This window comes from Paracoccus lichenicola, assembly GCF_009708075.1.
Classification (GTDB): domain Bacteria; phylum Pseudomonadota; class Alphaproteobacteria; order Rhodobacterales; family Rhodobacteraceae; genus Paracoccus; species Paracoccus lichenicola.
This window is the reverse complement of the sequence record NZ_WMBT01000005.1, coordinates 228,281-254,154: the sequence shown is the minus strand read 5'-3', so window position 1 is coordinate 254,154 and position 25,874 is coordinate 228,281. Positions and strand designations below refer to the sequence as shown.

Sequence of the window (25,874 nt, the reverse complement as noted above, 5' to 3'; positions counted from 1 at the left end):
GAAAACCATGATTCATACTTTCAGGTCGAAGGGAATCCCGTGCGAGTCAGAGAGCAAGGCGTTTGGTATGATGCGTCATACCTCGTTCCTGGCGATGTGCGCCCTTGGCATTCTCTCGGGCGCGTCCGGCGCCCTTGCCGGGGGCTATACCGCCCCGACAGTAGATCCCGTGGTGACGGCCCCGGTCGTTGAAGCCGCCCCGGTCGGTGACTGGGCTGGCGGTTATGCCGGCGGCTCGATCGGCTACAGCTTTGGCGGCGACGACGAGATCGGGCTAGACCGCTATGTGGGCGATACCCTGATCGAGCGGAATACCGATCTGGGTCAGGCCGACATGAAGGGCGTGACCGCCGGTCTTCATGCAGGCTATCGCTGGCAGCGTGACAATTGGGTCTTCGGTCCCGAACTGTGGGTCGAGAGCGGCAGCGTGGACGGATCGGATAGCTTCCTGCTGGACGGCGAGTCGACCGAAGTCGAATCTTCGCTCAATTATGCCGTGGGCTTGCAGCTCAAGACGGGTTATGTCGTGAATCCGCAAACGCTGGTCTATGGCACGGTAGGCGCGGTTTACGGCGACTTCGACTATGAGTTGAAGACGGCTGATGGCTCCGAAACGATCGGCTTTGAGGAAAGCGGCTATACGCTGGGCCTTGGCGTCGAACGCAAGGTGCGTGACAACCTGTCGGTCTTTGCGGAATGGCAGTATCGTGACTTCGGCAAGACCGATGTCGAATTTGACGACGGAACCAGCACCCTTGTCAGCAACGCCACGCCGGAACATCACAACATCAAGGTCGGTGTGAACTTCAGCTTCTGAGTTCGGCACCAAACGATCCAAGGGCCGGGCGCGCGCAGCGACCCGGCCTTTCTCATGCGCGCCGGCCGGCCCGCGCCGGGGCGCCCACCGGAATGGGCAGGGCGCGTGTCCCGCAGGCGATGGCCAGTCCTTGCGGCACCAGGGCCGCCAGCACGGGGCTGTCGATGGCAAGCCCGCCGGTATAGGCCCCGAAGGCCGGCAGGATCAGGTGGTCGCGCCCGACCAGGAAACAGCGCCGCCGGTCGCCCGCCAGCCGCACGCAGGGGTGGAAATGCCCCGACACGTCCGGTCCCTGCCCCGCCTGGTGGCGCAAGGTCAGGCCGTCGGTCCACGCGTCCACCGCCTCGCCCGGCAGGCGCGGGCAGACCGGGGCGGGGTCGTGATTGCCGCTGACCCAGATCCAGCGCCGCCCCCAGGCCATGGCGCGCAGCCGGTCGCACAGCATGTCGGGCAGCGCCAGCGCCGCCGCGTCGTCGTCGAACCCGTCGCCCAGGCTGACCACGCAGGCGGGATCGGTCGCCGCGATCTCGGCCTCCAGGCGGTCCAGCGTCGCCAGGGTTTCGTAGGGCGGCAGCAGCGATCCGCCGCGCCGGGCCATGCGCTCGGACTTGCCCAGGTGCAGGTCGGCCACGATCAGCCAGCGGCGCTCGGGCCAGAAAAGCGCGCCCGAGGGCCGCGCCTCGAGCCTCTGGCCCGCGAAATCGAAGGCATGGGTCATGCCAGGCCCGCCTCGGCCATCAGGGCGGCGGCCTCGGCCTCGGCCAGGCGCTCGCGGCCCTGGCCCGCGATGGGAACGCGGCCGAATTCCAGCAGCAGGGGCGCGGCCAGCGGCGTCACGCGGTCCAGCATCCGGTGGTCGTGACGGGGGGAATGGTCCAGCATCTCCTCGATCCGGTCGAAATCGACAAGGCCCCGCCGTGCCTCGTCCGCGGTGATCCGCAGAAGCAGGTGGTCGGGGTCATAGCGGCGCAAGGTATCGTAAAGGATGTCGGTGGAAAAGGTGGCCTGCTTGCCCGATTTCCGCCCCCCCGGCATGTTGCGCTGGATCAGGCCGGAAATGACCGCGACATTCTTGAAGGTCCGCTTCATCACCGCATTGCCTGCCAGCCAGTCGCCCAGGCCCGCGCGCAAGGCATCGCGGTCCAGCAGCGGTTCGGGATCGGTCACCGGGTCCAGCGACCAGATCCACAGCGCGTAATCGGTTGCCAGGAACCCCAGCGGCCCAAGGCCCGCATCCTCCATCGTCTTGGTCATCAAGAGGCCCAGCGTCTGCAAGGCATGGCGCCCGGCGAAACCATAAAGCGCGAAATGCCACTGGCCGCGATGGGGAAAGCTTTCGCTCAGCAGCACGCCCGGCTGCGGCAGGGCGCTGACGCGGGCCTGCAAGGCCAGCCAGTCGGCGGTGTCGGGCGGCAGCACCCAGTGGCGCGCGGGATCGCCGATCAGCGCCTGAACCCGGTGCGACAGTTGCGTGGACGTGGCAAGCTTCAGCCCGGAATAGAGCGCGATGCGCGGCTGTTTCGCGGGCTGCTTCGTGACCTCGACCACCATTTCGCGCAGGGCGTCGTAGCGCACGGTCTGCCCGCCGATCAGGAAGGTGTCGCCCTTGACCAGGGTGGCGGCGAAACCTTCCTCGACCTCGCCCAGCAGGCCGCCGCCGCGGCGAAAGCGGACCTTCAGCATCTCGGCCTCGACGATGGTGCCGACGTTCATGCGCAATTCGCGCACCGCACGGGGATCGCGCAGCCGCCACAACCCATCGCGCTGCATCAGCCGCTGCCAGCGGTCATAGGCGCGCAAGGCGTATCCGCCGGTTGCCGCGAAATCCAGGCAGTCGTCGAACTGCGCGCGGCTGAGGCCGCGATAGGGACCGGCGGTGCGCACCTCGGCGAACAGGGCGTCGGCATCGAAGGGACCGGCGCAGGCGGTCAGCAGGATATGCTGGCACAGCACGTCCAGCGGGCCGGGACCGCGCGGCTCTCCGTCCAGGTCGTGTTCGTGGACGGCTTCCAGGGCCGCCACGCATTCGATCACCTCGAAGCGGTTGGCGGGCACGATCCGGGCGCGGCTTGGGGCGTTATAGCGGTGGTTCGCCCGCCCGATCCGCTGGACCAGCCGCTTGACGTTCTTGGGCGCGCCGATCTGGATCACCAGATCCACGGACCCCCAGTCGATGCCCAGATCCAGGCTGCCCGTCGCCACCACGGCGCGCAGTTGGCCCGCCGCCATCGCGGCCTCGACCCTTTGGCGCGCCTCGCGGGCCAGGCTGCCGTGGTGCAGGCCGATGGGCAGGTTGTCGTCATTGGCGGCCCACAGCGCCTGGAAGAACAGTTCCGCCTGGGCGCGGGTGTTGATGAAGATGATGGTGGTGCGGGCCTGCCGGATCTGGTCCAGAACCTCGGGGACGGCGTAATGGCCGCCGCCGCCCGACCAGGGGGCAGGACGGGCGGTGGCCAGCATGGCGATGTCGGGTTCGGGACCGGGATCGGCGTTGATGATGGATGCGCCGCCCATGAATTGCGCCAGGGCCTCCGGATCCTCGACCGTGGCGGACAGGCCGGTCGTCACCACGCCCGGGGCCAGGGTGCGCAATCGCGCCAGGCACAGCATCAACTGGTCGCCGCGCTTGTTTTCGGCCAGCGCGTGCAGTTCGTCCAGAACCACCCGCCGCAGGCTGCCGAAGATCTGCGGCGCCTGTTCATAGGACAGCATCAAGGCCAGCGATTCCGGCGTGGTCAGCAGGATCTGCGGCGGATCGACCCTTTGCCGCGCGCGCTGCGACTGGCGCGTGTCGCCCGTCCGATCCTCGACCCGGATGGGCAGGTTCAGGTCGGCCACTGGACGGGCAAGGTTGCGCGCGATGTCCGCCGTCAGCGCCTTGAGGGGCGAGACATAAAGCGTGTGCAGCCCCTTGTGCCCGTCCTTGAGGTCCACCAGCGACGGCAAAAACCCCGCCAGCGTCTTGCCGCCCCCGGTCGGCGCGATCAGCAGGGTGTCGCCCTGCGCGGCCAACAGATCCAGCTGATGCGGATGGGGCTGCCAGCCCTGCCGGGCGAACCAGTCCTGGAATTCGGGCGGCAGGGTCACGGGATCATCGCCTTGAGGGTGGACAGGTGGTCGGCCTCGGACGCGGGCTTGTCCCAGCGGATGCGGCTGATGCGGGGAAAGCGCATGGCGACGCCCGCCTTGTGGCGGCCGGATGCGTTCAGGCCCTCGAACGCGACCTCCAGCACCAGCTTGGGCGCGATGGACCGGACGGGACCGAAGCGTTCGACCGTGTTGTTGCGCACGAACCGGTCCAGTTCGCGCAGTTCCTCGTCGGTGAAGCCGAAATAGGCCTTGCCCACGGGCACAAGCTGGTCCGCCTCCCACAGCCCGAAGGTGAAGTCGCTGTAGAATCCCGACCGCTTGCCATGCCCGCGCTGCGCGTAAAGCAGCACGGCGTCCACCACATGCGGGTCGCGCTTCCACTTGAACCACGGGCCGCGCGGGCGGCCGCCGACATAGGCGGAGTCGCGGCGCTTGATCATCACGCCCTCGATCACCGGGGCGGGGGGATCGGCGCGCAAGGCCGCCAGGTCGTCCCAGGTGGCGAAGTCCAGCAGCGGCGACACGTCGATCCGGTCGCTGCCGAAATCCGCAGCCTCCAAGGCGGCGCGGCGGTCCGTCAGCGGCAAATCGCGCAGGTCGCGGCCCCCCCAGATCATCAGGTCGTAAACCCGCAGGCTGGCCGGGTGGCTGTCCAGCATCCCGCGGCCCACCTGCTTGCGGCCCAGGCGTTTCTGCAGGTCGCCGAAGACCGCCACGTCCTCGCCCCGCCGCACCAGCAATTCGCCGTCCACGGCGCCGTCGAAGTTCAGCGCCTCGATCAGGTCGGGAAAGCTGGCGCTGATGTCCTCTCCCGTGCGGGAATACAGGCGCCGCACCCCGCCGTCGTTGATCGCCTGCACGCGGATGCCGTCCCATTTCCATTCGGCGACATAGTCGGCGGGATCGAAGGCCCGCAACTGGTCCAGATCGACGGGGGTGGACAGCATCACCGGGCGGAAGGGCGCGCGGGCGGCCTGTTCGGGGCGCGCGCCGCCCGCGATCCAGTCGAACAGCGGCTGATAGGGGGGCGTCAGGCCGTGCCAGATTTCCTCGATCTGGGCCACGTCGGGGGCGCCCATCTCGGCCAGGGCGATGCGGGCCATGCGGGCGGACAGGCCGATGCGCATGTTGCCCGTGGCAAGTTTCAGAAAGGCCAGCCGCTGCGAGGGACCAAGCCGGTCCAGCATCCCGGCGATGGCCGCGGGCAGGCCCGCCTTGCCGGTCTCGGACAGCAGCGCCACGGCCTGGTGCAGGGGCACGTCCTCGTCCCGGTCGGTGTCCCACAACAGCGCGATGGTTTCCGCCAGATCGCCCACGAAGTCATAGGACAGCGCGAACAGCTGTTCGTCCACGCGTTCCACCATCAGCCCGCGCAACAGGCCGGGCGTGACGGTGCGCAGCTTCAGATCGCCCGTCAGCGCAGCCAGGGCATAACCGCGATCCGGGTCGGGCGTAGCTTCAAGATAATGCCGCAGCAGGCGCAGCTTGGCGTTGCGCGCGGGCGTGAAGGCCAGGCGTTCCAGCAGGGTGGCGAAAGCCCTCATTCCGGCTCGTCCTCGTAGCCCACCAGCCGCAGGGGGCGGGCGGGGATGCCCTGCAATTCGCACCAGCGCAGCAGGCCGTCCTCGGTTCCGTGGGTGATCCAGACTTCCCGCGGGGCCAGTTCGGTGATGGTCCGCGTGACCTGCGGCCAGTCCACGTGGTCGCTGATGACCAAGGGCAGTTCCACGCCCCGCTGACGCGCCCGCGCCCGCACCGCCATCCAGCCCGAGGCGAAGCCGATCACCGGATCGCGGAACCGCTGCACCCAGGCGGATGCAAAGGCCGAGGGCGGCGCGATCACCAGTTGCGCGTCCACCTGTTTCGCGGTGGCCGGGACCAGCGGGCCAAGGTCGATCCCCTGTTCCACGTGGTAATCGCACAGCCGCTGCAACGCGCCGTGGATCGCGATCGGCCCGTCGATGCCCGCCTGCCGCGCCAGCATGATCAGCCGTTGCGCCTTGCCCAGGGCATAGGCGCCGATCAGGTGTTGGCGTTCGGGAAATTCGGCCATGCTGGCCAGCAGCCGCGTCATCTCGCCCGCTGGGTCGGGGTGCTTGAAGACCGGCAGGCCGAAGGTCGCCTCGGTCACGAAGATGTCGCAGGGCACGGGTTCGTAAGGTTCGCTGACCGGGTTCGGGTGGCGGCAGTAATCGCCCGAGACGACGATCTTCGGGCCGTGGTCCGGCTGCACGGCGATCTGCGCGGACCCCAGGATATGGCCCGCCGGATGGAAGCTGACGGTGGTGCCGCCCACGCGGACCGGACCATCCGCCGCCTGACGCTGGCCCGCGAAATCGGCGCCATAGCGGATCGCCATGATCTCCAGCGTCTGGCGCGTCGCCATGACGGCGCCGTGGCCCGACCGGGCGTGGTCGCCGTGGCCGTGGGTGATCAGCGCGCGGGGCACCGGGCGAACGGGGTCGATGAAGAAATCGCCGGGGGGGCAGTAAAGCCCGGCCGGCGTCGGGTGCAGGATCTGATCGGCGCGCATGGATACCAAGATGGTGAACATTCCATGAAAATCAACGCCGCGGCGGCCTGGCCGTTCCCGCCCTCAGGCCGAGGGGGGACGGACCACGGGCGCGGGCGCCTTGGACAATTGCACGGCCAGGATGCCCGCCATGATGATGCCCACGCCGATCACGTCGCCTGCCGCAAGCCGTTCGCCCAGCAGGGCCGCGCCGGTGGCGACCCCGAAGAAGGGCGTCAGGAAATGGAATGTCGCGGCCCGCACCGCGCCGATGCGGCCCACCAGCCGGAACCAGACCCAGGTCGCCACCAGCCCCGGCACGATCACCGTGTAAAGGAAGGCCCAGACCAGCCGGGGATGGGGATCGACGTGCCAATCCTCCAGCAGCGGAGCCACGACCCACAGGGTCGCCGACCCCACCAGCATCTGCAGGCCCACGATCATCATCACGTTGCCGCCCGAACTGGCGCCGCGCACGGTCAGCGTGGCCACGGCCAGCGCCAGGGCGGCGGCAAAGCACATCGCGATGCCCACCGGATCGCTGCCGCCCCCTTGCAGCCGCGCGCCCATGATGATGGCGACCCCGATCAGCCCCAGGGCCAGGCCCGCGATGCCCATCGGCCGCAGCCGCTCTCCCATCAGGCCCCATCCCAGCAGCGCCACGATCAGCGGCATGGTGGCGGCGATGATGGACGCCAGTCCCGCCTCGATCCACTGCATCGCCACCCAGTTGAGGCCCAGATACAGCGCGTTCTGGCACAGCCCCAGGATCACCACCGCCCGCCATTGCGCGCGGGTGAGCGCGCGCCATGTCTCGCCCATCAGCAGCGCGATGACGACGCCCATCGCGCCCGACAGCAGAAAGCGCAGGGCAAGCGCGAACAGCGGCGGCACTTCGGTCACGATCATCCGGGTCGAGGTGAAGGCCGAGGCCCACATCACCGCGAAGAACACCCCCATCAGGATTGCGCGAATGTCCATGCGGAAGGCTCCGTTGCAGATGATGCAGAAGGGCTAGCAGGTCATGGGGGTGGCGGGAAGGGTGAAGTCGCGGCATACCTGATAGCAGACCGACACCGTGTCCCTGAAAGGGTCAGCGATGACGTTTCTTTTCTTCGGTTGGGTATTTGGCGCACCCATCCTGGCCGGAATGATCGCCTGGTTCAGTCGGTCCTTGCGGGTGCGATGGATCATGGCCGCAAACGCAATCGTGCCTCTGGTGGGTTATGCGGCGCCTCTTTGGACGAAGCGATATTTCAGCTCCATCGGCTGCGGCGGAGGCGTCATCTGGGGCATAGAGTGTCCCGAATGGGCTGTGATCGTAAAGATTGCCGTTTTGCACGATGTCCTTTTTTTCTATTCCTTGCTCTACGTCATCGGTGTTTTTCCGTTCATTCTACTCCCGACCTTGATTGTTCTCGCGCTGACGCCCGACAGATGGCGGCGATAGCGCATGGCGCAGCGGCGGCACCTGCCCTGCCGGATTGCTGGCGTCAGGTCCGGTTGCACGCCCCTTGCGCCTCGCGCCTTGCGGCTTCGGGCAATCGGTCCGGGCGAATGTCCCCCGGACATTCACCTGCCGGACCTCGGTGACTCCCCCGCAAGCAAAAAGGCCGCGCCCACCGGCACGGCCCCGTTCGTCTGCCGTAAGCAGCGATCAGCTGTTCACGCTGTCCTTCAGCGACTTGGCGACCGTCACCTTGACCTGCTTGTCCGCAGGCTTGGTCATCATTTCCTGGGTCTGCGGGTTGCGGACTTGGCGTTCGGGACGCGCGCGGCAGGCGATCTTGCCGATGCCGGGGATCGTTACCGAGCCGCCGGCGGCGACTTCGCGGGCGACAACGGCGGCGATCGCGTCCAGCGCGGTCGAGGCCGATTTCTTGTCCGAACCCATTTCCTCGGCCAGCGTGGCGACCAGCTGGGTCTTGGTCATCGGTTTAGCGGAAGGCGTAGCCATCAATCTGTCTCCTCTTGCCCGGTTCTGCAGGGGCCAAACATAGCGCCTTTTGCGGCATATCGCCTGCTACACACCGTTTTCCCCAACAGTTCAAGCCTTTTTCGCGGCTTCCTCGGAAAGCAGGCGCGGCACGGCCAGTTGACGCAGGGTCACAGGAAGGCCGTCTCGTTGAAGGACCGCAGCTTGCGCGAATGGATCCGCTCCAGCGGCATCTCGCGCAGCTTTTCCATGGCGCGGATGCCGATCAGCAGGTGGTTGGCGACCTGCGTGCGGTAAAAGTCGGTGGCCATGCCCGGCAGCTTCAGTTCGCCATGCAGCGGCTTGTCGCTGACGCAGAGCAGCGTGCCGTAGGGCACCCGGAACCGAAAGCCGTTGGCGGCGATGGTGGCGCTTTCCATGTCCAGCGCCACGGCGCGCGACAAGGACAGGCGGTGAACCGGGCCGGACTGGTCGCGCAATTCCCAGTTGCGGTTGTCGATGGTGGCGACCGTGCCGGTGCGCATGATGCGCTTGAGTTCATAGCCGTCCAGCTGCGTGACCTCGGCCACGGCCTCTTGCAGGGCCACCTGCACCTCGGCCAGGGGCGGGATCGGCACCCAGACGGGCAGGTCGTCGTCCAGGACGTGATCCTCGCGCAGATAGGCATGGGCCAGCACGAAATCGCCCAGGGACTGGCTGTTGCGCAAGCCCGCGCAATGGCCGACCATCAGCCAGGCATGGGGGCGCAGCACGGCGATATGGTCGGTGGCGGTCTTGGCGTTCGACGGTCCCACGCCGATATTGACCAGCGTGATCCCCTGCCCGTTCGCACGCTTGAGGTGATAGGTCGGCATCTGCGGCAGCTTGGACAGCGCGGCCAGGGGGGCGGCAGGATCCGAGATCTCCTGGTTGCCGGGGGCCACGAAGCTGTCATAGCCCAGGGCGGGATCGCCCAACACGCGGCGGGCGAAGGCCTCGAACTCGTCCACGTAGAACTGATAGTTGGTGAACAGCACGAAGTTCTGGAAATGCCCGGCCGCGGTCGCGGTGTAATGCTGCAACCGCGCCAGGGAATAGTCGATGCGCTGCGCCGTGAAGGCCGCCAGGTGCAGCGACCCGTCCGGCATCGGCCCCGCCATGCCGTTCACGATGTCGTCGTTCATGGTGTTCAGATCCGGCACGTCGAAGATGTCGCGCAGGCTGAAATCCAGCACCCCTTCCTGCGGCACCGCCAGGTCGCTTTGGGCGGCGACGGCGAAGTGGACCGGCATCGGCGTGTCGCTGACGCCCACCGTCACCGGTACGCCGTGGTTGCGGATCAGAAGGCCGATCTGTTCCTTGAGGTAGTTCTCGAACAGGTCGGGCCGGGTGATGGTCGCGGAATAGCTGCCGGGCGCCACCACATGGCCGAAGGACAGGCGGGAATCGACCTTCGGATGGGTGGGCACGGTCAGGCGCAACTCGGGGTAGAAGGCCCGGAAACGGGCGACGGGCTTGTTGCCTTCCAGCGCCTTGGTGAAGCGGTCCAGCAGAAAGCCGGTGGCGCGGGCATAGAGATTCTGCAGGCGCGCCACGGCGGCCGCGGCGTCGGTGAATTGTTCGCGGCCCGGCAGGTCGGGCGTCTCGACCGGCAGATAGCGGGAATCCGTGTCCATCGTTCCTGTCCTTGCTTTCCCCCGACCCTGCCAGCCCGGCCCGCCGCAGGCAAGCGTCTGGCGCCGGGCCGCGCGGGCCGTTACGCTGGCGTCATGAGAATGCTTGTCTTCGGCCACGGCTATTCCGCCGGTTTCCTGACGCCCCTGCTGCGCGCGCGCGGCTGGCAGGTCCTGGGCACGACGCGCGCCGATCCCGACCGGGTGGCGGCGGCGGGCGCGGTGCCGATCCCGTGGCCCGGCGAGGACGCACGCCTGCGCGTCGAGATCGCGGCGGCGGATGCGATCCTGGTGTCGGCCGCGCCCGGACCTGCGGGGGATCCGGTGCTGGCGGCCTTCCGCGACGATCTGGCCCGGGCGCGGCCGCGCTGGCTGGGCTATCTGTCCACGACCGGGGTTTATGGCGACCGGGGCGGAGACTGGGTGGACGAGGACAGCCCCCTGGACGCCACCGGCCCGCGCGGTCAGGCCCGCATCCGGGCCGAGGCGGACTGGCGCGCGCTTTCGGACCAGGCGGGGCTGCCCCTGCACATCTTCCGGCTGGCGGGGATCTATGGTCCCGGGCGCGGGCCGTTCGAGAAGGTCAGGAACGGCACCGCGCGGCGGATCATCAAGCCGGGCCAGGTGTTTTCGCGCATTCATGCCGAAGACATCGCCCGGGTTCTGCTGGCATCCCTCGACCGGCCCGCGCCCGGCACCGCCTACAACGTCTGCGACGACGACCCGGCCCCGCCGCAGGACGTGCTGGCCCATGCGGCGCATCTGCTGGACTTGCCGCCGCCGCCCGAGGTCGCCTTCGAGGATGCCCCCATGACCCCCATGGCGCGGTCCTTTTACGCCGACAACAAGCGCGTCTCGAACCGGCGCATCAAGGAAGACCTAGGGGTCCGGCTGCGCCATCCCGATTACCGCAGCGGGCTGGCGGCGATCCTGGCCGCCGAGGGCGCTTCGCCGCATGGACTTTCGCCCGCCCCCGTGCATGATCCGCGCCATGAGTGATGTGGATGTCCTGATCGCAGGCGGCGGGCTGAACGGCCCGGTTCTGGCCCTTGCCCTGGCGGGCGCGGGCCTGCGCGTGGCCGTCGTGGATCCCCGCCCGGCGGACGCGCGGGCGGGCGACAATTTCGACGGGCGGGCCTATGCGCTGGCGGTCGCCTCGCAACGGTTGCTGAAGGCGCTTGGGCTGTGGGCGGGCTTGGCAGACGACAGCCAGCCGATCCGGCAGGTCAAGGCGTCCCAAGGTCGGCCGGGCGAGGGGGCCGCGCCCTTCTTCCTGCATTTCGACAGCGCCGAGATCGAGGAAGGCCCGGTCGGCTACATGCTCGAGGACCGGTTCCTGTATCGCGCCCTGCTGGCCGCGATGCCCGGCAAGGTGCAGCACCTGTCCGGGCTGTCGGTCACGGACCAGCAGGTCACGGCGGGCGGGGTCGAGGTCGCGCTGTCCGATGGCCGCCGGATGCGCGCCCGGCTGCTGGTGGGCGCGGACGGGCGCGGGTCGGGGGTAGCCGCGCGCGCCGGGATCCGGCGGCGGGGTTGGGATTACGGCCAGACGGCGCTTGTCGCGGCCATCGCGCATGAGCGCCCGCACGAGGGCGTCGCGCAGCAGTATTTCATGGCGACCGGTCCCCTGGCGATCCTGCCCCTGCCCGGCAACCGCAGCAGCGTGGTCTGGTCGGAAACCCACGACAATGCCCGCGCCATCGCCGCGCTGCCGGACGACGCCTTCCTGGACGTGCTGCGCCCGCGCTTCGGCGACTTTCTGGGCCGGATCGAACTGGCAGGGGCGCGCTTCACCTATCCGCTGAGCCTGTCGCTGGCCGATCGCTATGCGGCGGACCGGGTGGCCTTGGTCGGCGATGCGGCGCATGGCGTGCATCCCATCGCAGGCCAGGGGCTGAACCTGGGCCTGCGCGACGTGGCGGCCTTGGCCGAGGTTCTGGTCGATGCGGCGCGCCGGGGCGAGGATATCGGGTCCGAGCTTGTCTTGCAGCGGTATCAGGGCTGGCGGCGGTTCGACGCGACCAGCCTCGCGCTTGGCATGGACGGGGTGAACCGGCTGTTCGCCAGCACCAATCCGGTGGCCTCAGTAGCGCGCGGCCTGGGCATGGGGATCGTCAGCGCGGTGCCCGCCCTGCGGCGGGGCTTCATGCGGCAGGCGGCGGGGTTGTCGGTCGATCCGATGCCGAGGATGCTGCTGGGGCAGGCGCTGTAGGGGGCCTTGCCCCCGTCCGCCAAGGCGGACTCCCCCAGGATATTTAAGCAAAGGTGAAAGCTATGCCGCCATCAGCCGGGCGGCTTGCGACAGGTCGGCGGCGAACTGGCCGCGCGCGGTAGCCGCCGCGCCGGGATCCAACCGCAGGATCAGGCTGGGGTGCCAGGTGATCAGCACCGGCCCGCCGTCCAGCGCGGTTTCCACGGTGCCGCGCCGGGGGGTCAGGGGCGCGCGGTTGCCGGTCAGGGCAAAGGCGGCGGTGGCGCCCAGGGCCAGCGTCAGGCGCGGCGCGATCATACGCCGTTCGATGTCCAGCCACCACTTGCACTGACGGATCTCTCCCGCAGCCGGGTTCTGGTGGATGCGGCGCTTGCCGCGCGGGGTGAACTTGAAGTGCTTCACCGCATTGGTCATCCAGGCCTGCGCGGGATCGAGACCCGCCTGGTCCATCGCTTGCCGCAGCAACTGACCCGCTGGGCCAACGAAAGGGCGGCCTTGCAGATCCTCGTGATCGCCCGGCGCCTCGCCCACGATCATCAGGGGGGCCGTGGGATCGCCCTCGCCCCAGACGGTCTGGGTCGCGGCATGGCACAGGTCGCAGCGCGTGCAGCGCCCGGCCTGTTCGCGCGCGGCCTCCAGCGTCTCGGGCGGGGTGTCGTCCGGGATCTGGCGGATGCGGGCGGTCACGCGGGCGGCGAAGGCGGGGGCCTCAGACGCCCCGGCCTCGCGCATGGCCTGGACGCGGCGAGGGGCGTCAGCCAGCATCTCGGGGATCAGGGCCGTTTCGGGCAGGTTCTTCCAGTATTTGCGCGGCATCTCGGACCGCATCGCATTGGTCTTGATGCGGGCGGGGTTGAAGATGTTGGCGAAATAGGTGTGCCACAGGGTGTGGCTGGAATCCGTCGGGAAATCCGGGCGCGGTGCAGGGGGCGCATAGGTGATCGCGCCGTCGAAGCGCGCGATGCCCTCGGGCGTGGCGATCAGCCAGTCCATGTCGGCGAAGCGTTTCGCGAAGAAGGGGGCGGCGGCCTCCAGGATCGGGTGTTCCGGCTCGAACCAGGCGCCGAAGCTGCGGCGCGGATTGTCGCCGGGCAGTTCGTGGAAGCGCACGAAGGCGTGCATCTTGTGGATGTCGCGGCGCACGGATTTCGCCATGCGCGACAGCCGGTCGGTCAGCGGATCGGCGGGATTGGCGATGAAGCCCCGGTCGTCCTGCAACCGGATCAGCGCGGCGTAGAGCAAGGCCCAGCGTTCGGGGTCGGAATGGCTGGCGACGGTCTGGGCCAAGGCTAGGAAATCCTTGGTGGCCGCGACCGGATGCGGGCCGGGCGGCGGCAGGGGGTCGGCGCCGAACAGTCCGGCGGGGGTGTCCTCATCGGCCCAGGTGACGCTTGCCGCATCCACGCGGTTGGTGGCCAACTGCCGGGCCGCATCGCGCCAAGCCGCGAACCGGCCGAAACGGGGCAGATCGACGCGGATCACAGCAGTTGCAACTGCTGGGGCTTGGGCGCGAAGCGCGCGCGCAGGGACGCGCTGTCGGTCAGCCCGCCGGGATGCCAGTCGGGCAGCGTCACGAAGGGCTGCGCTTTCGACATGACCGCCCCCATGCGCAGCAGGTCCGCATACCGCACCGGCCCGTTGCGGCGCGCGGCCAGGATCCGCGTCACCGTCTTGGTGCCGAAGCCGGGAACGCGCAGCAGCATTTCCTTGGTCGCCGTCGCCACATCGACCGGGAACTGCGCGCGGTTCGCCAATGCCCAGGACAGCTTGGGGTCGATGGCCAGATCGAGGAAGCCGGACGGATGGGCCGCGCCGATCTCGTCGGCCTCGAAGCCGTAAAAGCGCATCAGCCAGTCGGCCTGATACAGCCGGTGTTCCCGCATCAAGGGCGGCTTGATCAGCGGCAGGGCAGCCGAGGCATCGGGGATCGGGCTGAAGGCGGAATAATAGACCCGCTTCAGGTCATAGCCGGAATAGAGGTTGGCCGAGGTCCGCAGGATGTCCCGGTCCGTCGCCCCATCCGCGCCGATGATCATCTGCGTGGACTGGCCCGCGGGCGCGAAACGCGGCGGGCGCTTGCCGGTGTGGGTCTGCTCCTTCGCGGCTTCGCGCGCCAGGCGGACATCGGCCATGGCGGCGCGGATCGTTTCGGGGCGCTTTTCGGGGGCCAGTTCGCGGATGCTGGCGTCCTGGGGCAGCTCGATGTTGACCGACAGGCGGTCGGCATAAAGCCCCGCCTCGGCCACCAAAGCAGGCGAGGCGTCGGGAATGGTCTTGAGGTGGATGTAGCCCTTGAAGCCATGGTCCACCCGCAGCGTCCGGGCGATGCGGACCATCTGGCTCATCGTCTCGTCCGGGCTGCGGATGATGCCCGAGGACAGGAACAGCCCCTCGATCATGTTGCGGCGATAGAATTCCAGCGTCAGGGTCACGACCTCCTCGGGCGTGAAGCGGGCGCGCTCGACGTTGCTGCTGACGCGGTTGATGCAATACGCGCAATCATAGATGCAGAAGTTCGTCAGCAGGATTTTCAGCAAGCTGATGCAGCGCCCGTCGGGGGTATAGGCGTGGCAGATGCCCATGCCCTCGGTCGATCCCAACCCGCCGCTGCGGGAATCGCGCCGGGTCGTCCCGCTGGACGCGCAAGAGGCGTCGTATTTCGCCGCGTCCGACAGGATCGCAAGCTTCTGCTGGAGGGTTCGCTGTGCCATGCGCCGAATATATGTTCCTGCTGTGTTCCGTTCAACCGGCCCGTGCCCGGAACCCTCACATCGGCGCGAGCGTTCGCCGCCCGTGCCATCCGCCAGACGTGATGTGCATCCCGAACCGGAAAGGATAAGATCGGCGCCATGAACATCAGATCCCTCGCCCTTGCGCCCGCCCTTGTTCTTGCCCTGGCCTTCCCGGCCCTGGCCGAGAAGATCCCGCTGAACGAATTGTCGCGCTATCTGAACCGCATGACCACCGCGACGGCGGAATTCACGCAGGTGAACCCGGACGGGTCCATTTCGACCGGGACGGTCTATATCCAGCGGCCGGGGCGGGTGCGCTTCGAGTACAACAACGACAACACGCTGGTCATGGCATCCGGCGGAAACGTGGCGGTGTTCGATCCGAAATCGGGCGGGCCGCAGCAATATCCGCTGTCGCAGACGCCCTTGTCGATCATCCTGGACGCCAACGTGAACCTGGGGCGCGCCAACATGGTCACGGCGCACACGGAATCGAAGAACGCCACGGTCGTCACCGCGCAGGATCCGCAGAACCCGCAATACGGCAACATCCAGATGGTCTTCACGGGCGGGCCGACGCAGTTGCGCCAATGGGTCGTGACCGACGACGGCGGCCAGAAGACCACCGTGATCCTGGGCGAGATGCGCGAAGGCGGGTCGATTCCGGCGTCGAAATTCTCGATCAACAACGAACTGGCGCGGCGCAACTGATCGGTCGCGGCGATCCCATCATGGCGGCTGATGGATCGCATCACGCCGCCGGGGCTTGATCTTCGGACCTGACGGGTTCAACTGGCTGCGACCTTTGGCCGCGCAGGTTCCGCCATGCCCCCATCCCGCCTGTTCACGCCCATCCTAATCGGCGGATCGCTGATCCTGCTGATCAACTTCGCCCTGCGGGCCAGTTTCGGCGTGTTCCAGATCCCCATCGCCGCGGATTTCGGCTGGCCGCGCGCGGAATTTTCGCTGGCCATCGCCATCCAGAACCTGGCCTGGGGGATCGGGCAGCCGATCTTCGGCGCATTGGCCGAACGCTGGGGCGACCGCTGGGCGATCATCCTCGGCGCGGTTCTTTATTCCGCCGGGCTGATCCTGACGGCCTTCGCCACCACCCCCGCCACGGTGCAACTGCTCGAGGTGATGGTCGGCTTCGGCATTGCGGGCACGGGCTTCGGCGTGATCCTGGCCGTGGTGGGCCGCGCCGCCAGCGACGACAACCGCAGCCTGGCCTTGGGCATCGCCACCGCAGCCGGGTCCGCAGGCCAGGTCTTCGGCGCGCCCTTGGCCGAGGTGCTGCTGGCTTTTTACACTTGGCAGACGGTGTTCATCATCTTCGGCGTGATCGTGCTGTCCTGCATGGCGTTCCTGCCCTTGCTGGGCGATGGCAAGCCCGCCCCACGCCACGCGCTGGAGGAAAGCCTGGGCAGCGTGCTGAACCGCGCCTTCCGCGACCCGTCCTTTCTGATGATCTTCGTGGGCTTCTTTTCCTGCGGCTATCAGCTTGGCTTCATCACCGCGCATTTCCCGGCGATGATCACCGAGATGTGCGGGCCGATCAGCCCGATGGGCACGCTGGCCTCGATCGGCATCACCACGACATCGGCCCTGGGCGCGGCGGCGATCAGCCTGATCGGGTTGGCCAACATCGCGGGGTCGATCCTGGCGGGCTGGCTGGGCAAGCATTACACCCGGAAATACCTGCTGGCGGGGATCTATGCGCTGCGCACCATCGCCGCCGCCGCCTTCATCCTGATCCCGATCACGCCGTTGACCGTCATCGTCTTTTCGCTGGTGATGGGGGCGCTGTGGCTGGCGACCGTGCCGCTGACCTCGGGGCTGGTGGCCCATATCTATGGGCTGCGCTACATGGGGACGCTGTACGGCTTCGTGTTCCTGTCCCACCAGATCGGGTCGTTCCTGGGGGTGTGGCTGGGGGGCAGGCTCTATGACGCCTATGGCGACTATACCCTGGTGTGGTGGGTGGGCGTGGGTGTCGGCGCGGTCAGCGCGCTGATCCACCTGCCCGTGCGCGAGGCGCCCTCGCGCCTGCCCGTGGCCACTGCTGCGGTTTGACGCGCGGCGGCGGGGGTTCTAGGGTCCGGCGCATCCCCTGACAGGATTCGCCGCATGACCCCGCCCCGCCATCACCCGTCGGAACGCGCCATCGCGATCCGCTATCAGCAACGCTCGGCCGAGGTGAAGGCCTTGCAGCGGCAATGCTATGCCCTGGCGACGCTGCGCCTGCGCGCCGCGGTGGACGCGAACGGCACCGGCACCGGCCTGGCCGTGGTCAGCGACATCGACGAGACGATCATCGACAACACCGCCGTGATGGCCCACGCGATGACCCTGGGCGAACATGGCGACGGGTTCGAGACGTGGAAGCTGTGGGAACGCGAAGGCACGCCGCATCTGCTGCCGGGTGCCGCCGATTTCTTCCGCCTGGCCGACCGGCTGGGGGTGACGGTCTTCTACGTGTCCGACCGGTTCGAGGAAAACAAGCTGGCCACCATCGCCACCCTGTCGCGCCTTGGCCTGCCGCAGGTCAGGGCGGACCGGGTGCTGCTGTTCGGCCCGCCCAAGGCGGAACGCCGCGCGGCGGTGGAACGCGACCACCGGGTCGTCCTGCACCTGGGCGACACGCTGCACGATTTCCACGGCTGCTTCGCGGGCGCGACGCTGGACGAACAGCACAGGTTGGCCGAGGATCACGCGGACCGGTTCGGCGAGGACTGGATCGTCTTTCCGAACGCCGCCCATGGGACGTGGATGGAGGCGGAGTTGCGGCCCTGGGAGGTGCCCAAGCCACGCTGACGCCTGATTGGCGAAGGCCATTGCTGGCAGGGCGGGATCAGGAAACGCGACTAGCGTTTCCCCCGCCCTTCGCGCGGCGGTGCCATCAGAGACGGTTCAGCCCAAGACTACATAAGGCCAGCGCCCGACCCGAGGGGGGCGTGAAGCGCCCGCCTGGGGGCGGGGCGGGCGCTGGCCGGGCCTTTGAGGCCCGGCGGTTCCGGTGGCAAGGTCACGACGTGGCGACGGCGATGGCCGCCGCCAGTCAACCATCAATCCCCCAAATGCCCCGCGATCGCCCGGCCCAGGGCGAAGGCGCGCTGTTCCAGGATCACCGGGGTTTCGCAGACATAGGTCAGCGATTGCTGGCGTTCGGTGAAGATGCGCTGGTCCCAGTCCAGGGCTTCTTCCGCCGCGTCGATGGCGTCGAAATCGGGTTCCGCCGCGGCTTCCAGCTCGGCCATCCGGGCGCGGCGTTCCTCGATCCTCTGGGCCATGGCAACCTGGCTGCGGCCGTATCGGGCGATGCCGTCGATCAGCGCGGACCTGTCCGGTTCGATCTTGCCCATGATCGCCACCATCAGCGCGGTCAGGCGCGCGTCGTCGGCGTCTTTGGCAAAGTCCGCGATCATCGCCTCGGCCTCCTCCAGCGGCAGGCGGCGCTGTTCCAGCCGGGCGGCCAGCGCCTCGATCTGCGGGTCGCGGGCCAGTTCCGTCACACGCGCGTCCGGGACCGGGCCGGTCCAGACCTGGCCCAGCGACAGATGCGGCTGCTTGCGCTGGATGCAGGGCCAGTCGGGATCCGTGCCCGTGGCCGACCAGGCAGGCCCGGCGGCGATCATCAGCGCGAAGACGATGCGTTTCATCCCCTCTCCTTCCGTCTGGCCCAGAGGCCCTTGGCGGGATCATACATGAAGACCGCCCCGCCGAAGAACAGCGCCAGGCAGCCAGCGACCACCCCGAAGGCCAGCCAGTTCATCTCACCGTAAAGCGCGAATCGGATCAGTTCCACCGCATAGGTGAAGGGATTGGCCGCGCAGATGTCGTGCAAGAGGGGCGAGCTTTCGTTCATCCGCCACAGCGGATAGAGGGCGGATGAGGCGAAGAACATCGGGAAGATCACGAAGTTCATTACCCCCGCGAAGTTTTCCAACTGCCGGATGGCCGAGGACAGGAACAGCCCGAGCGCGCCCAGCATCAGCCCCGACAGGACCAGCGCGGGAAAGACCGCGGCATAGCCCCAGGCGGGCGGGCGGATGTCCCAGAACCAGGCGATCGCCAGAAAGGTGTATGCCTGGATGATCGACACGATCACCCCCGCCATCAGCTTGGACCCCAGCAGGAACCAGCGGGGAAAGGGGCTGACCAGCAGCGTCCGCATCGCCCCGGTTTCCCGGTCATGGACCATGGACAGCGACGACTGCATCCCGTTGAACAGCTGGATCATCGCGACCAGGCCGGGAGTCACGTAGACCTCGTACAGCACATAGGTCTGGTAGGGCGGCGTGATCGACAGACCCAGGACGGCGCGGAAACCGGCGGCAAAGATGAACAGCCAGACCAGCGGGCGCACCAGGGCCGCCAGGAACCGCCCGCGCTGCTGGACGAAGCGCAGCGTTTCGCGCCAGGCGATGCCGCGGAAGGCGGTGAACCAGGCACGGGCCGGAAAGCGGCGTTCCGTCATGCGGCGGCACCCGTCAGCGACAGGAAGGTCTGGGTCAACCCCGCAGGCCCGGCAATGGCGGCCGCCTGGCCGCTTTGCAATACGCGGCCCTTGTGCAGGATCACCAGGGCGTCGTCCGGCCCGATCTCGTCCAGGATATGCGTGGCCCACAGGGCGGACACGCCTTCGGAGGCGATCAGGCGGCGGGTCAGGGCCAGGACCTCGGCCCGCGACTTCACGTCCAGGCCCACCGTCGCCTCGTCCAGCAGCAGCAGGTCGGGGCGGTGGATCAGGGCGCGGGCGATTTCCGCGCGGCGCTGCTGGCCGCCCGACAAGGCCGACACGCGGTCGCCCGCGCGGCTTTCCAGATCGACCTGGGCCAGAACTTGAGCGATCCGATCCCGCGCGGCGCGGCGCCCCATCCCGTGCAGCGCGGCGTGGTAAGCCAGGTTCTGCGCCACCGACAGATCTGCATCCAGCGCGCGGCTTTGGAACACCACGCCCAGCCGGGCCATGGCCTGCGCAGGCTGGCGGCGGACATCGTATCCCGCGACCTCGATGCTGCCCGAGACATTGCTGTAAAGCCGCGTCACCAGCGAGAACAGCGTGGTCTTGCCCGCGCCGTTCACGCCCAGCAGCGCGGTGAAGCTGCCGCGCGGCACCGTCAAGGACACGTCCGACAGCGCGGGGACGCTGCCGAAGCGGTGCGACAGGCCGGTGATGCGCAGCGCGTCCGTGGTCACGTCGGCCCTTACTGGATGTTGAACACGGCCTGTTGCGTGTCGCCGGACGATCCGGGCACCGACAGCGTATAGCGGCCCGGCGTGATTGCAACAAAGCTGATGATCGCCGTGCCCGCATTGTCGAATTCGATGCTGTGGACACCCATCGGGCGGATCTCGATGTCGTTGATGACGATCTCGTTGATCCAGATGGCGCGGAAGAAATCGCCCCCCGACAGCGCCAGTTCCTGGCTGCCGTCGGCATTGATGGCGATGCGGTAGAAGCCGCCCGATTTCAGCGTGTAGTTACCGCCCGCGACCGGCTGCCCGGATGCCAGCGTCAGGGGCGCCAGATCGGTGCGGTTGTCGCGCGCCATGATGCCGGAAAAGCCGTAATCGAACTTGCCGGTGGCGTCATAGGCGGTCGCGGCAGTGCCTTCTTCCTCCTCCTCGCCTTCTTCCTCCTCGGCCGCAGCGGCCTCGGGCGCGGCTTCGGACGCAGCGGCTCCTTCGGCGGGGGCGGCGGCCTCCTGGGCGGCGGCGGGGACCGAGAGGCCGGCCACCATCATCAGGACGGTCAGCAAACGGGTCATGTCATTCTCCTTGGGAAACGGATGGCATCAATTCGGCGCGACCACGACGCCCCAGGGCTGCTGGCCCACGGGGACGGATTTCACGACCTCCTCGGCGGCCACGTCGATCACCGACACGTCGTTCGAGTTGCCGTTGGTGGTGAACAGGTATTTCTCGTCCGGCGTGAAGGCCATCTGCCAGACCCGCTGGCCCACCAGAAGGTAATCCTTGACCTCGTCCGTCTCGCCGTCGATCACGGCCACGCGGTTCGACGGCCCCAGGGCCACGAAGACCTTCTTGCCGTCGTTCGTCACCCGCACCCCGACCGGCTGGATCGCCTCGGGCAACACGCCCGGAACCTCGAAGGTGATCTTCCCGGTGATCTGTTGCGTGGCGGGGTCGATCACGCTGACGGTGCCGCCAATCTCGGCGCTGACATAGAGCTTGGTGCCGTCGTGGTTGTATTCGGCGAAACGGGGGCGGCTGTCCACCAGGACGTTGGCGACGATCTGGAACGTCTCGGTGTCGATGAAATGCGCCATGTTCGTCGTTTCCGACGTGTTGATGACGATGCCGCCGTCGGGGCTGACGCCCATGCCCTCGGGTTCGACGCCCACCGGGATCTCGGCCAGCACCTGATGGGTCTTCACATCGACCACGGTGACGAGGTTGTCATCCTCGTTCGCGACATAAAGCGGGTTGCCCGACGGGTGCAGCACGAACAGTTCCGGGTCGGGACCCGAGGGGAGGGTGTGCATCTCCTCCATCGTCTGGGGATCAAACACGCGGACCAGGTTGTCGTCGGACGCGCAGACATAGAGTTCCGACCCGTCCGGAGCGATGGTGATGCCGCGCGGGCGGTTGCCGACGGGATAGGTGCCGATCACCTCCAGCGTCTCGCTGTCCAGAACGGTCACGTCGTTGCCCTTTTCGTTCGTGACGAAGACGCGGTTCGCCAGCGCCGGTTCCGCCAGAAGCGCCAGGGCGGGGACGAGGATCAGAAGATGCTTCATGGAACCTCCGGGAATGAACATTCGGTTTCGGGACGGTCGATGCCCAGGGTGTCCAGCGCGCTGGTCTGGTGCAGATACTGGTCCTGCGGGCTGACCGATGTGGTCAGCAGCCCCGTGGTCAGCAGGATCGGCTGGCGGACCTGGTGGTCCCAGTCCCGCACGGTCAGCTTCTGGCCCTTGAAGCCCGCCACGTCGAACTGATCGGACAGGATAAAGGCGCGCAAGGCGGCAGGATCGGCGGAATTCGTCCGCGTCGCGGCCTCGCCCACGATGCGCAGGGCCAGCCAGGCCTGATAGTCTTCCTCGCGGATGGGTCGGTTCGCCATGCGCTCGAAGCGGTTCTGGTATTGCGTGCCGCCCCAGGCCTCCATCGCGGGGTGCCAGCTGCGTGGCACCAGACCCACGGAGCCGGCGACGGGGCGCGGATCCCAGGTCAGGTAGGGCAGGTAGGGGGCGAAGATGTCGCTTTCATCCGCCGCGATCAGGATGTCGTGGTCGGGCGCGCGCTGCGTGAAGACCGGGATCTGCGCCTGGACCTGGACATGGCCCGAATCGGTCGCGCGCGCGCCGCCGGTGTCTTCATAAACGCGCTCCTCGACGATGGTGGCGCCGAACTTGGCCGCGGACCGGCGATAGGCGGCGGCCAGGGCCTGATCCTCGGGGTGGCTGCCATGGACCAGCAGCCAGTCGGGCCAGTTCTTCCACATCAGGAATTGCGCCAGGGCATCGGCCAGCATGGCATGGCTGGGCGCGACATGGATGGTGTTGAACCGGCAATCCGCCCCGCGCAGGGCATCGCCGCGCGCACGCGCGTTCAGCAGCATGGCCCGGTCGCCCGCCTGGTCGGCCAGGGCCAGCGTGGTCGCGTCATCGGCCAGCACCACCACGAACTGGATGCCGTCCGCGATGATCCGGTCCATCTCGGCCACGGCGGTTTCGGGGGTGGCGGTAATCTCGACCGTCTCGAAATCCTGGCCCATGAAGCGGCCGGTGGTGTCGTTGTCCTCGGTCGCAAGGCGCGCGCCCGCGAAACCCAGATCCGCGACCGGCAGATCCAGCCGCGAGATCGGCGGCAGGCGCCGTTCATCCACGCGCAGCACGGCTGTGCGGATCTGCTGCGCTTCGGGCGGCTGTTGGGCCATGCCCGGCCCGGCCAATGCGCAGGCACCGGCCAGAAATCCCATGATTGCCTTGAACATTTCGCGTCTCCCTGCCTTGCATGTTGGGTCGTGGAACGCCTTGCGGCAAGACGGTTTATGTTCCCGCCCTTGCCGGGAAAGTTTGGATCAGTCTTAGGTCTTATGGACGCAGGTTCCCACCGCGCGCATGGTCGGTCCGGCAACTGGAAGGGAACGACGCAGATGATGCACAGGATGCTGGGCCTGGCCGTCGCCGCCACGCTGGCGATGACGATGGGGGCACATGCGCATGGACCGGCACGGCTGAAGACCGAACAGACAGTCGTGCTGGACGCCACCCCGGACGAGGTGTGGCAGGTCGTGGGCCGGTTCGACGACATGAGCTGGCATCCCGCCGTCGCCCGCACCGAGATGACGCCCGAGGGCGCGCCTGCCGATGTTCCCGAGGAATCGACCCGCGTCCTGCACCTGAAGGCCGAAAGCGGCGATCCGACCATCACCGAAAAGCTGATGTCGATCGACCCCGACAAGCGGCAATACAAGTACATGATCACCGATGTCGCGGTCGAGGTGCTGCCGGTGACGAACTATTCCTCGACCCTGCAGGTCAAGGACAAGGACGGCCGCGCCGAGGTCACCTGGAAGGCCGGGTTCTATCGCGGCTATCCCAACAACAACCCGCCCGCCGCCCTGAACGACGACGCGGCGATGGCCGCGGTGAACGGCATCTATCAGGCGGGCCTGGACGCCTTGGCCGAACGCTTCGGCAAGGCCGAGTGAGGCTTGCCGTTCTGGCCTTGATGCTGGCATCCCGTGCGCTTGCGGGGGATTTGGCTTTCGTCACCAGCCAGAACGCGGAGATGGTCACGCTGGTCGATACCGGCACGGGCGCGGTTCTGGCCCGGACGCCGGTTGCGGGAAAGCCCGCGCCCGTCGCTTATGATCCGGCGGCGGGGCGCGCCTACGTGATCGCGGCGGACACCGGGCGGCTGTCCGTGCTGGACGAGACGGGCGCCGTCACCGCCACGCGCGACCTGGGCGAAGGCGCCTTCGGGCTGGCCGTCGCACCAGAGGGCGGGCTGTTCGTCACCGACTGGTTCGGGGCGCGGCTGCTGCGCCTGGACCGGGATTTGCGGCAGGTCTGGGCCGTGCCCACGGGTGCCGCGCCTGCGGGGGTGGCGGTCAGCGATGATGGCCGCATGGTGGCGACGGCGGACCGCGACGACGACGGGGTCAGCATCTTCGACGCCGCGACCGGCGCGCTGCTGCACAGGGTCAAGACGGCGGGCGCGCATCCCTTCGGCATCACCTTTCACGACGGGCGGTTCTGGACGGCGGACGTGCAGGGCGACACGGTGTCGGTGATCGACGCTGCCACGGGAAAGCTGGTGGGCAGCGTGCCGACCGGAAGCCATCCCTATGCCGTGGGTTTCGCCGGGGGGCGGGGCTTTGTCACCAACCAGTATGCGGGCACGCTGACGGTCTTTGACCCCGCCACGCTGAAGGTCCTGGCCGAGGTTCCCATCGGCGACTATCCCGAGGGCATCAGCCCCCTGCCCGGCGGCCGCGCCCTGGCGGTCGCCAACTGGGATTCCGACACGCTGGTCCTCATCGACGCCGACAGCCTGGAGATCACGGCGGAAATCGCCATGCCCGCCGGTCCCCGCGCCTTCGGACAGTTCACGGGGCGGCAGGCACGGCCTTGACCAGGGGCGCGCCGCCGGCGGCCTGCCAGCCCTCGATCCCGCCGGGGAACCAGTGGATGGCGGCATAGCCCAGGGCGACCGCGCGGCGGGCGGCATTCCAGCTCATCCAGCAGTCGCTGCGGCAGAAGATCACCAGCGGCGCGGCGGGATCGCCCCCTGACGCCTCGGCCAGCCCGCGTTCCAGCCGGGCCTGTTCGGCGGGCGACAGGTTTTCCCAGCCGGTGTCCCACAGCCAGACCGCGCCGGGGATCGTTTCATGCGGCGGTTCGCGCCAGATCGTGCCTTCGGGCAGCCCCTCGGGCCGGGTCTTGCGGGGCAGCACGTCCAGGAAGGGCACCCCCTGGCCATGCAGCCGGATCGCCTGCGCCGCGTCGATCACGGTGGCGCCTTGCAGGGTGGCGGGAACCGGGGCGCGGTAAGGCTCGCCCCGATAGGTGTCGGGTTCGGGCACCTGGGCCGTGGCCGGTCCCGCCAGCAGCAGCGCCAGCAAGACCGCGCGGATCACTGGATCAGCTCCTTGCCGTAGTCATCGACCAGGGGCACGCCCGCCTCGCGCAGGATGGCGTTGATCTCGGGCTGGTGGCGGCGGATCAGGCTGTTGAGTTCGCGCTTCCATTCCTGTTCCGGCAGGCGCACCCCCATGGTGATGCGATAGAACATCTTTGGCCCGCTCGTTTCCTTCAACAGCGGCGTGAACTGCAGGTCGGGGTCGTCCTTGACGCGCGGCCCGGCCAGCGGACCCCACAGCACGGCGGCGTCCAGCGTGCCGTCCTTGACGCCCGCGATCAGGTCGCCCACCGGATCCTTGACCCGGCGGTCCACGAACAGATCGGCCCCGCGCATGTCCTTGGCCAGCCCCGCCTGTGCCATGATCGTGGCGGGCGGCGATCCCGCGATCACGCCCAGGGGGTGGCCCTTCAGCGCCGGGTCGGACAGGTGATCGACGCCTGCCAACTCGCTGTCCTTGCGCGTCACGATCCCGAAGACCGAGGTGTAGTAATGGTTCGTGTTCTGCACCAGCTCGTCGCCCTGGGCATAGCCCATGACCACGTCGCATTCCCCCGCGCGCAGGGTCTTGGCGATGAAGCCCATGCCCGAGGGGAACCAGGTATAGGTCACGGGCAGGCCCAGCCATTCGCCAAAGGTCTGGGCCAGCTTGTTCTCGAACCCCGACCCGTCCTGCGACGACATCGGCGCGTTGGCGGGATCGGCGCACACGCGGAACTGCGTGTTGGACCGCAGGTCCGCCACCTGGGCCGCGGCGGGAACCGCGCCCAGGATCACCGCCGCCATCAGCCAGCGAAGGATGCCCAT

26 protein-coding genes are annotated in these 25,874 nt (G+C 68.2%); 9 read left to right on the top strand and 17 right to left on the bottom strand.

The window, feature by feature from the left end; translation table 11 throughout:
* The coding region (locus GIY56_RS11110) for an outer membrane protein (RefSeq protein ID WP_154764897.1) at positions 1-817 on the top strand (817 nt) is incomplete at its 5' end.
* 52 nt (positions 818-869) lie between these two features.
* On the opposite strand, the gene pdeM is transcribed toward GIY56_RS11110, so the two are convergent.
* From pdeM to GIY56_RS11085, 5 genes are all read right to left on the bottom strand, one after another.
* The gene (gene pdeM / locus GIY56_RS11105; protein ID WP_154764896.1) at positions 870-1,535 is read right to left on the bottom strand and encodes a ligase-associated DNA damage response endonuclease PdeM; all 666 of its coding nucleotides are present in this window, start codon (positions 1,533-1,535) and stop codon (positions 870-872) included.
* The gene (locus tag GIY56_RS11100) at positions 1,532-3,904 is read right to left on the bottom strand and encodes a ligase-associated DNA damage response DEXH box helicase (RefSeq protein ID WP_328288517.1); all 2,373 of its coding nucleotides are present in this window, start codon (positions 3,902-3,904) and stop codon (positions 1,532-1,534) included. The genes pdeM and GIY56_RS11100 overlap by 4 nt, the downstream gene beginning before the upstream one ends.
* Positions 3,901-5,451, bottom strand: coding sequence for a cisplatin damage response ATP-dependent DNA ligase (locus tag GIY56_RS11095; RefSeq protein WP_154764895.1), 1,551 nt, complete (start codon positions 5,449-5,451; stop codon positions 3,901-3,903). Before GIY56_RS11095 ends, GIY56_RS11100 begins: the two co-directional genes overlap by 4 nt.
* A complete protein-coding gene (locus GIY56_RS11090; RefSeq protein ID WP_154764894.1) occupies positions 5,448-6,440 on the bottom strand; it encodes a ligase-associated DNA damage response exonuclease in 993 nt (330 codons plus the stop codon). Before GIY56_RS11090 ends, GIY56_RS11095 begins: the two co-directional genes overlap by 4 nt.
* A 63-nt stretch (positions 6,441-6,503) precedes the next feature.
* Positions 6,504-7,400 (bottom strand): DMT family transporter, encoded by an 897-nt coding sequence (locus tag GIY56_RS11085; protein ID WP_154764893.1) that lies wholly within the window; start codon positions 7,398-7,400, stop codon positions 6,504-6,506.
* Between the two features lie 118 nt (positions 7,401-7,518).
* Here GIY56_RS11085 and GIY56_RS11080 point away from each other — a divergent pair, with 118 nt between their 5' ends.
* Positions 7,519-7,869: a hypothetical protein gene (locus GIY56_RS11080; protein ID WP_154764892.1), complete on the top strand. Its 351-nt coding sequence runs from the start codon at positions 7,519-7,521 to the stop codon at positions 7,867-7,869.
* 207 nt (positions 7,870-8,076) lie between these two features.
* On the opposite strand, the gene GIY56_RS11075 is transcribed toward GIY56_RS11080, so the two are convergent.
* Both GIY56_RS11075 and GIY56_RS11070 read right to left on the bottom strand, forming a co-directional pair.
* The gene (locus GIY56_RS11075) at positions 8,077-8,376 is read right to left on the bottom strand and encodes an HU family DNA-binding protein (RefSeq protein WP_154764891.1); all 300 of its coding nucleotides are present in this window, start codon (positions 8,374-8,376) and stop codon (positions 8,077-8,079) included.
* Between the two features lie 149 nt (positions 8,377-8,525).
* The gene (locus tag GIY56_RS11070; RefSeq protein ID WP_154764890.1) at positions 8,526-10,010 is read right to left on the bottom strand and encodes an AMP nucleosidase; all 1,485 of its coding nucleotides are present in this window, start codon (positions 10,008-10,010) and stop codon (positions 8,526-8,528) included.
* Between the two features lie 93 nt (positions 10,011-10,103).
* Here GIY56_RS11070 and GIY56_RS11065 point away from each other — a divergent pair, with 93 nt between their 5' ends.
* Positions 10,104-11,006 (top strand): SDR family oxidoreductase, encoded by a 903-nt coding sequence (locus GIY56_RS11065; protein WP_154764889.1) that lies wholly within the window; start codon positions 10,104-10,106, stop codon positions 11,004-11,006.
* Entirely contained in the window at positions 10,999-12,219 is a 1,221-nt protein-coding gene (locus GIY56_RS11060; RefSeq protein WP_154764888.1) for a UbiH/UbiF/VisC/COQ6 family ubiquinone biosynthesis hydroxylase, read from the top strand. Before GIY56_RS11065 ends, GIY56_RS11060 begins: the two co-directional genes overlap by 8 nt.
* A 60-nt stretch (positions 12,220-12,279) precedes the next feature.
* Here the strand turns inward: GIY56_RS11060 and GIY56_RS11055 are convergent, their stop codons facing one another.
* Both GIY56_RS11055 and GIY56_RS11050 read right to left on the bottom strand, forming a co-directional pair.
* On the bottom strand, positions 12,280-13,701 hold the full coding sequence (locus GIY56_RS11055) for a UdgX family uracil-DNA binding protein (protein ID WP_328288516.1): 1,422 nt from the start codon (positions 13,699-13,701) through the stop codon (positions 12,280-12,282).
* Entirely contained in the window at positions 13,698-14,930 is a 1,233-nt protein-coding gene (locus tag GIY56_RS11050) for a putative DNA modification/repair radical SAM protein (RefSeq protein ID WP_154764887.1), read from the bottom strand. Before GIY56_RS11050 ends, GIY56_RS11055 begins: the two co-directional genes overlap by 4 nt.
* 138 nt (positions 14,931-15,068) lie before the next feature.
* Here GIY56_RS11050 and GIY56_RS11045 point away from each other — a divergent pair, with 138 nt between their 5' ends.
* From GIY56_RS11045 to GIY56_RS11035, 3 genes are all read left to right on the top strand, one after another.
* Positions 15,069-15,662 (top strand): LolA family protein, encoded by a 594-nt coding sequence (locus GIY56_RS11045; protein ID WP_154764886.1) that lies wholly within the window; start codon positions 15,069-15,071, stop codon positions 15,660-15,662.
* A gap of 114 nt (positions 15,663-15,776) precedes the next feature.
* A complete protein-coding gene (locus GIY56_RS11040; RefSeq protein WP_154764885.1) occupies positions 15,777-17,024 on the top strand; it encodes an MFS transporter in 1,248 nt (415 codons plus the stop codon).
* Positions 17,025-17,078: 54 nt separating this feature from the next.
* Positions 17,079-17,765 (top strand): 5'-nucleotidase, lipoprotein e(P4) family, encoded by a 687-nt coding sequence (locus GIY56_RS11035; protein ID WP_154764884.1) that lies wholly within the window; start codon positions 17,079-17,081, stop codon positions 17,763-17,765.
* Between the two features lie 251 nt (positions 17,766-18,016).
* Here GIY56_RS11035 and GIY56_RS11030 read toward each other — a convergent pair whose 3' ends face one another.
* The 6 genes from GIY56_RS11030 to GIY56_RS11005 are packed head-to-tail and all read right to left on the bottom strand — an operon-like array spanning position 18,017 to position 22,857.
* Complete coding sequence (locus tag GIY56_RS11030; RefSeq protein ID WP_154764883.1) at positions 18,017-18,610, bottom strand: hypothetical protein; 594 nt, start codon at positions 18,608-18,610, stop codon at positions 18,017-18,019.
* The gene (locus GIY56_RS11025) at positions 18,607-19,428 is read right to left on the bottom strand and encodes an ABC transporter permease (RefSeq protein ID WP_154764882.1); all 822 of its coding nucleotides are present in this window, start codon (positions 19,426-19,428) and stop codon (positions 18,607-18,609) included. The genes GIY56_RS11030 and GIY56_RS11025 overlap by 4 nt, the downstream gene beginning before the upstream one ends.
* Positions 19,425-20,150 (bottom strand): ABC transporter ATP-binding protein, encoded by a 726-nt coding sequence (locus GIY56_RS11020; RefSeq protein WP_328288515.1) that lies wholly within the window; start codon positions 20,148-20,150, stop codon positions 19,425-19,427. Before GIY56_RS11020 ends, GIY56_RS11025 begins: the two co-directional genes overlap by 4 nt.
* An 8-nt stretch (positions 20,151-20,158) precedes the next feature.
* Complete coding sequence (locus GIY56_RS11015; protein ID WP_154764881.1) at positions 20,159-20,722, bottom strand: cupredoxin domain-containing protein; 564 nt, start codon at positions 20,720-20,722, stop codon at positions 20,159-20,161.
* Positions 20,723-20,749: 27 nt separating this feature from the next.
* On the bottom strand, positions 20,750-21,715 hold the full coding sequence (locus GIY56_RS11010; RefSeq protein ID WP_154764880.1) for a YVTN family beta-propeller repeat protein: 966 nt from the start codon (positions 21,713-21,715) through the stop codon (positions 20,750-20,752).
* Positions 21,712-22,857: an ABC transporter substrate-binding protein gene (locus GIY56_RS11005; RefSeq protein WP_230312449.1), complete on the bottom strand. Its 1,146-nt coding sequence runs from the start codon at positions 22,855-22,857 to the stop codon at positions 21,712-21,714. Before GIY56_RS11005 ends, GIY56_RS11010 begins: the two co-directional genes overlap by 4 nt.
* A 222-nt stretch (positions 22,858-23,079) precedes the next feature.
* On the opposite strand from GIY56_RS11005, the gene GIY56_RS11000 reads away from it, so the two are divergent.
* Complete coding sequence (locus tag GIY56_RS11000) at positions 23,080-23,634, top strand: SRPBCC family protein (protein ID WP_154764922.1); 555 nt, start codon at positions 23,080-23,082, stop codon at positions 23,632-23,634.
* Between the two features lie 20 nt (positions 23,635-23,654).
* A complete protein-coding gene (locus GIY56_RS10995) occupies positions 23,655-24,560 on the top strand; it encodes a YncE family protein (protein WP_154764878.1) in 906 nt (301 codons plus the stop codon).
* Here the strand turns inward: GIY56_RS10995 and GIY56_RS10990 are convergent.
* Positions 24,535-25,065 carry a PQQ-dependent catabolism-associated CXXCW motif protein gene (locus tag GIY56_RS10990; RefSeq protein WP_328288514.1) on the bottom strand — a complete coding sequence of 177 codons (531 nt, stop codon included), beginning with the start codon at positions 25,063-25,065 and terminating at the stop codon, positions 24,535-24,537. The genes GIY56_RS10995 and GIY56_RS10990 overlap by 26 nt on opposite strands.
* Positions 25,062-25,874, bottom strand: coding sequence for a substrate-binding domain-containing protein (locus tag GIY56_RS10985; RefSeq protein ID WP_154764877.1), 813 nt, complete (start codon positions 25,872-25,874; stop codon positions 25,062-25,064). The genes GIY56_RS10990 and GIY56_RS10985 overlap by 4 nt, the downstream gene beginning before the upstream one ends.

What these genes read in the sequence shown, in the direction of transcription:
- GIY56_RS11010 (WP_154764880.1), bottom strand. Translation starts at nt 21,715, where the DNA reads ATGAAGCATCTTCTGATCCTCGTCCCCGCCCTGGCGCTTCTGGCGGAA.
- GIY56_RS11085 (WP_154764893.1), bottom strand. Translation starts at nt 7,400, where the DNA reads ATGGACATTCGCGCAATCCTGATGGGGGTGTTCTTCGCGGTGATGTGG.
- GIY56_RS11015 (WP_154764881.1), bottom strand. Translation starts at nt 20,722, where the DNA reads ATGACCCGTTTGCTGACCGTCCTGATGATGGTGGCCGGCCTCTCGGTC.
- GIY56_RS11060 (WP_154764888.1), top strand. Translation starts at nt 10,999, where the DNA reads ATGAGTGATGTGGATGTCCTGATCGCAGGCGGCGGGCTGAACGGCCCG.
- GIY56_RS11030 (WP_154764883.1), bottom strand. Translation starts at nt 18,610, where the DNA reads ATGAAACGCATCGTCTTCGCGCTGATGATCGCCGCCGGGCCTGCCTGG.
- GIY56_RS11075 (WP_154764891.1), bottom strand. Translation starts at nt 8,376, where the DNA reads ATGGCTACGCCTTCCGCTAAACCGATGACCAAGACCCAGCTGGTCGCC.
- GIY56_RS11025 (WP_154764882.1), bottom strand. Translation starts at nt 19,428, where the DNA reads ATGACGGAACGCCGCTTTCCGGCCCGTGCCTGGTTCACCGCCTTCCGC.
- GIY56_RS11005 (WP_230312449.1), bottom strand. Translation starts at nt 22,857, where the DNA reads ATGGCCCAACAGCCGCCCGAAGCGCAGCAGATCCGCACAGCCGTGCTG.
- GIY56_RS11065 (WP_154764889.1), top strand. Translation starts at nt 10,104, where the DNA reads ATGAGAATGCTTGTCTTCGGCCACGGCTATTCCGCCGGTTTCCTGACG.
- GIY56_RS11040 (WP_154764885.1), top strand. Translation starts at nt 15,777, where the DNA reads ATGCCCCCATCCCGCCTGTTCACGCCCATCCTAATCGGCGGATCGCTG.
- GIY56_RS11090 (WP_154764894.1), bottom strand. Translation starts at nt 6,440, where the DNA reads ATGCGCGCCGATCAGATCCTGCACCCGACGCCGGCCGGGCTTTACTGC.
- GIY56_RS11080 (WP_154764892.1), top strand. Translation starts at nt 7,519, where the DNA reads ATGACGTTTCTTTTCTTCGGTTGGGTATTTGGCGCACCCATCCTGGCC.
- GIY56_RS11095 (WP_154764895.1), bottom strand. Translation starts at nt 5,451, where the DNA reads ATGAGGGCTTTCGCCACCCTGCTGGAACGCCTGGCCTTCACGCCCGCG.
- GIY56_RS11050 (WP_154764887.1), bottom strand. Translation starts at nt 14,930, where the DNA reads ATGGCACAGCGAACCCTCCAGCAGAAGCTTGCGATCCTGTCGGACGCG.
- GIY56_RS10985 (WP_154764877.1), bottom strand. Translation starts at nt 25,874, where the DNA reads ATGGGCATCCTTCGCTGGCTGATGGCGGCGGTGATCCTGGGCGCGGTT.
- GIY56_RS11045 (WP_154764886.1), top strand. Translation starts at nt 15,069, where the DNA reads ATGAACATCAGATCCCTCGCCCTTGCGCCCGCCCTTGTTCTTGCCCTG.
- pdeM (WP_154764896.1), bottom strand. Translation starts at nt 1,535, where the DNA reads ATGACCCATGCCTTCGATTTCGCGGGCCAGAGGCTCGAGGCGCGGCCC.
- GIY56_RS11035 (WP_154764884.1), top strand. Translation starts at nt 17,079, where the DNA reads ATGACCCCGCCCCGCCATCACCCGTCGGAACGCGCCATCGCGATCCGC.
- GIY56_RS10995 (WP_154764878.1), top strand. Translation starts at nt 23,655, where the DNA reads ATGCTGGCATCCCGTGCGCTTGCGGGGGATTTGGCTTTCGTCACCAGC.
- GIY56_RS11070 (WP_154764890.1), bottom strand. Translation starts at nt 10,010, where the DNA reads ATGGACACGGATTCCCGCTATCTGCCGGTCGAGACGCCCGACCTGCCG.
- GIY56_RS11000 (WP_154764922.1), top strand. Translation starts at nt 23,080, where the DNA reads ATGCACAGGATGCTGGGCCTGGCCGTCGCCGCCACGCTGGCGATGACG.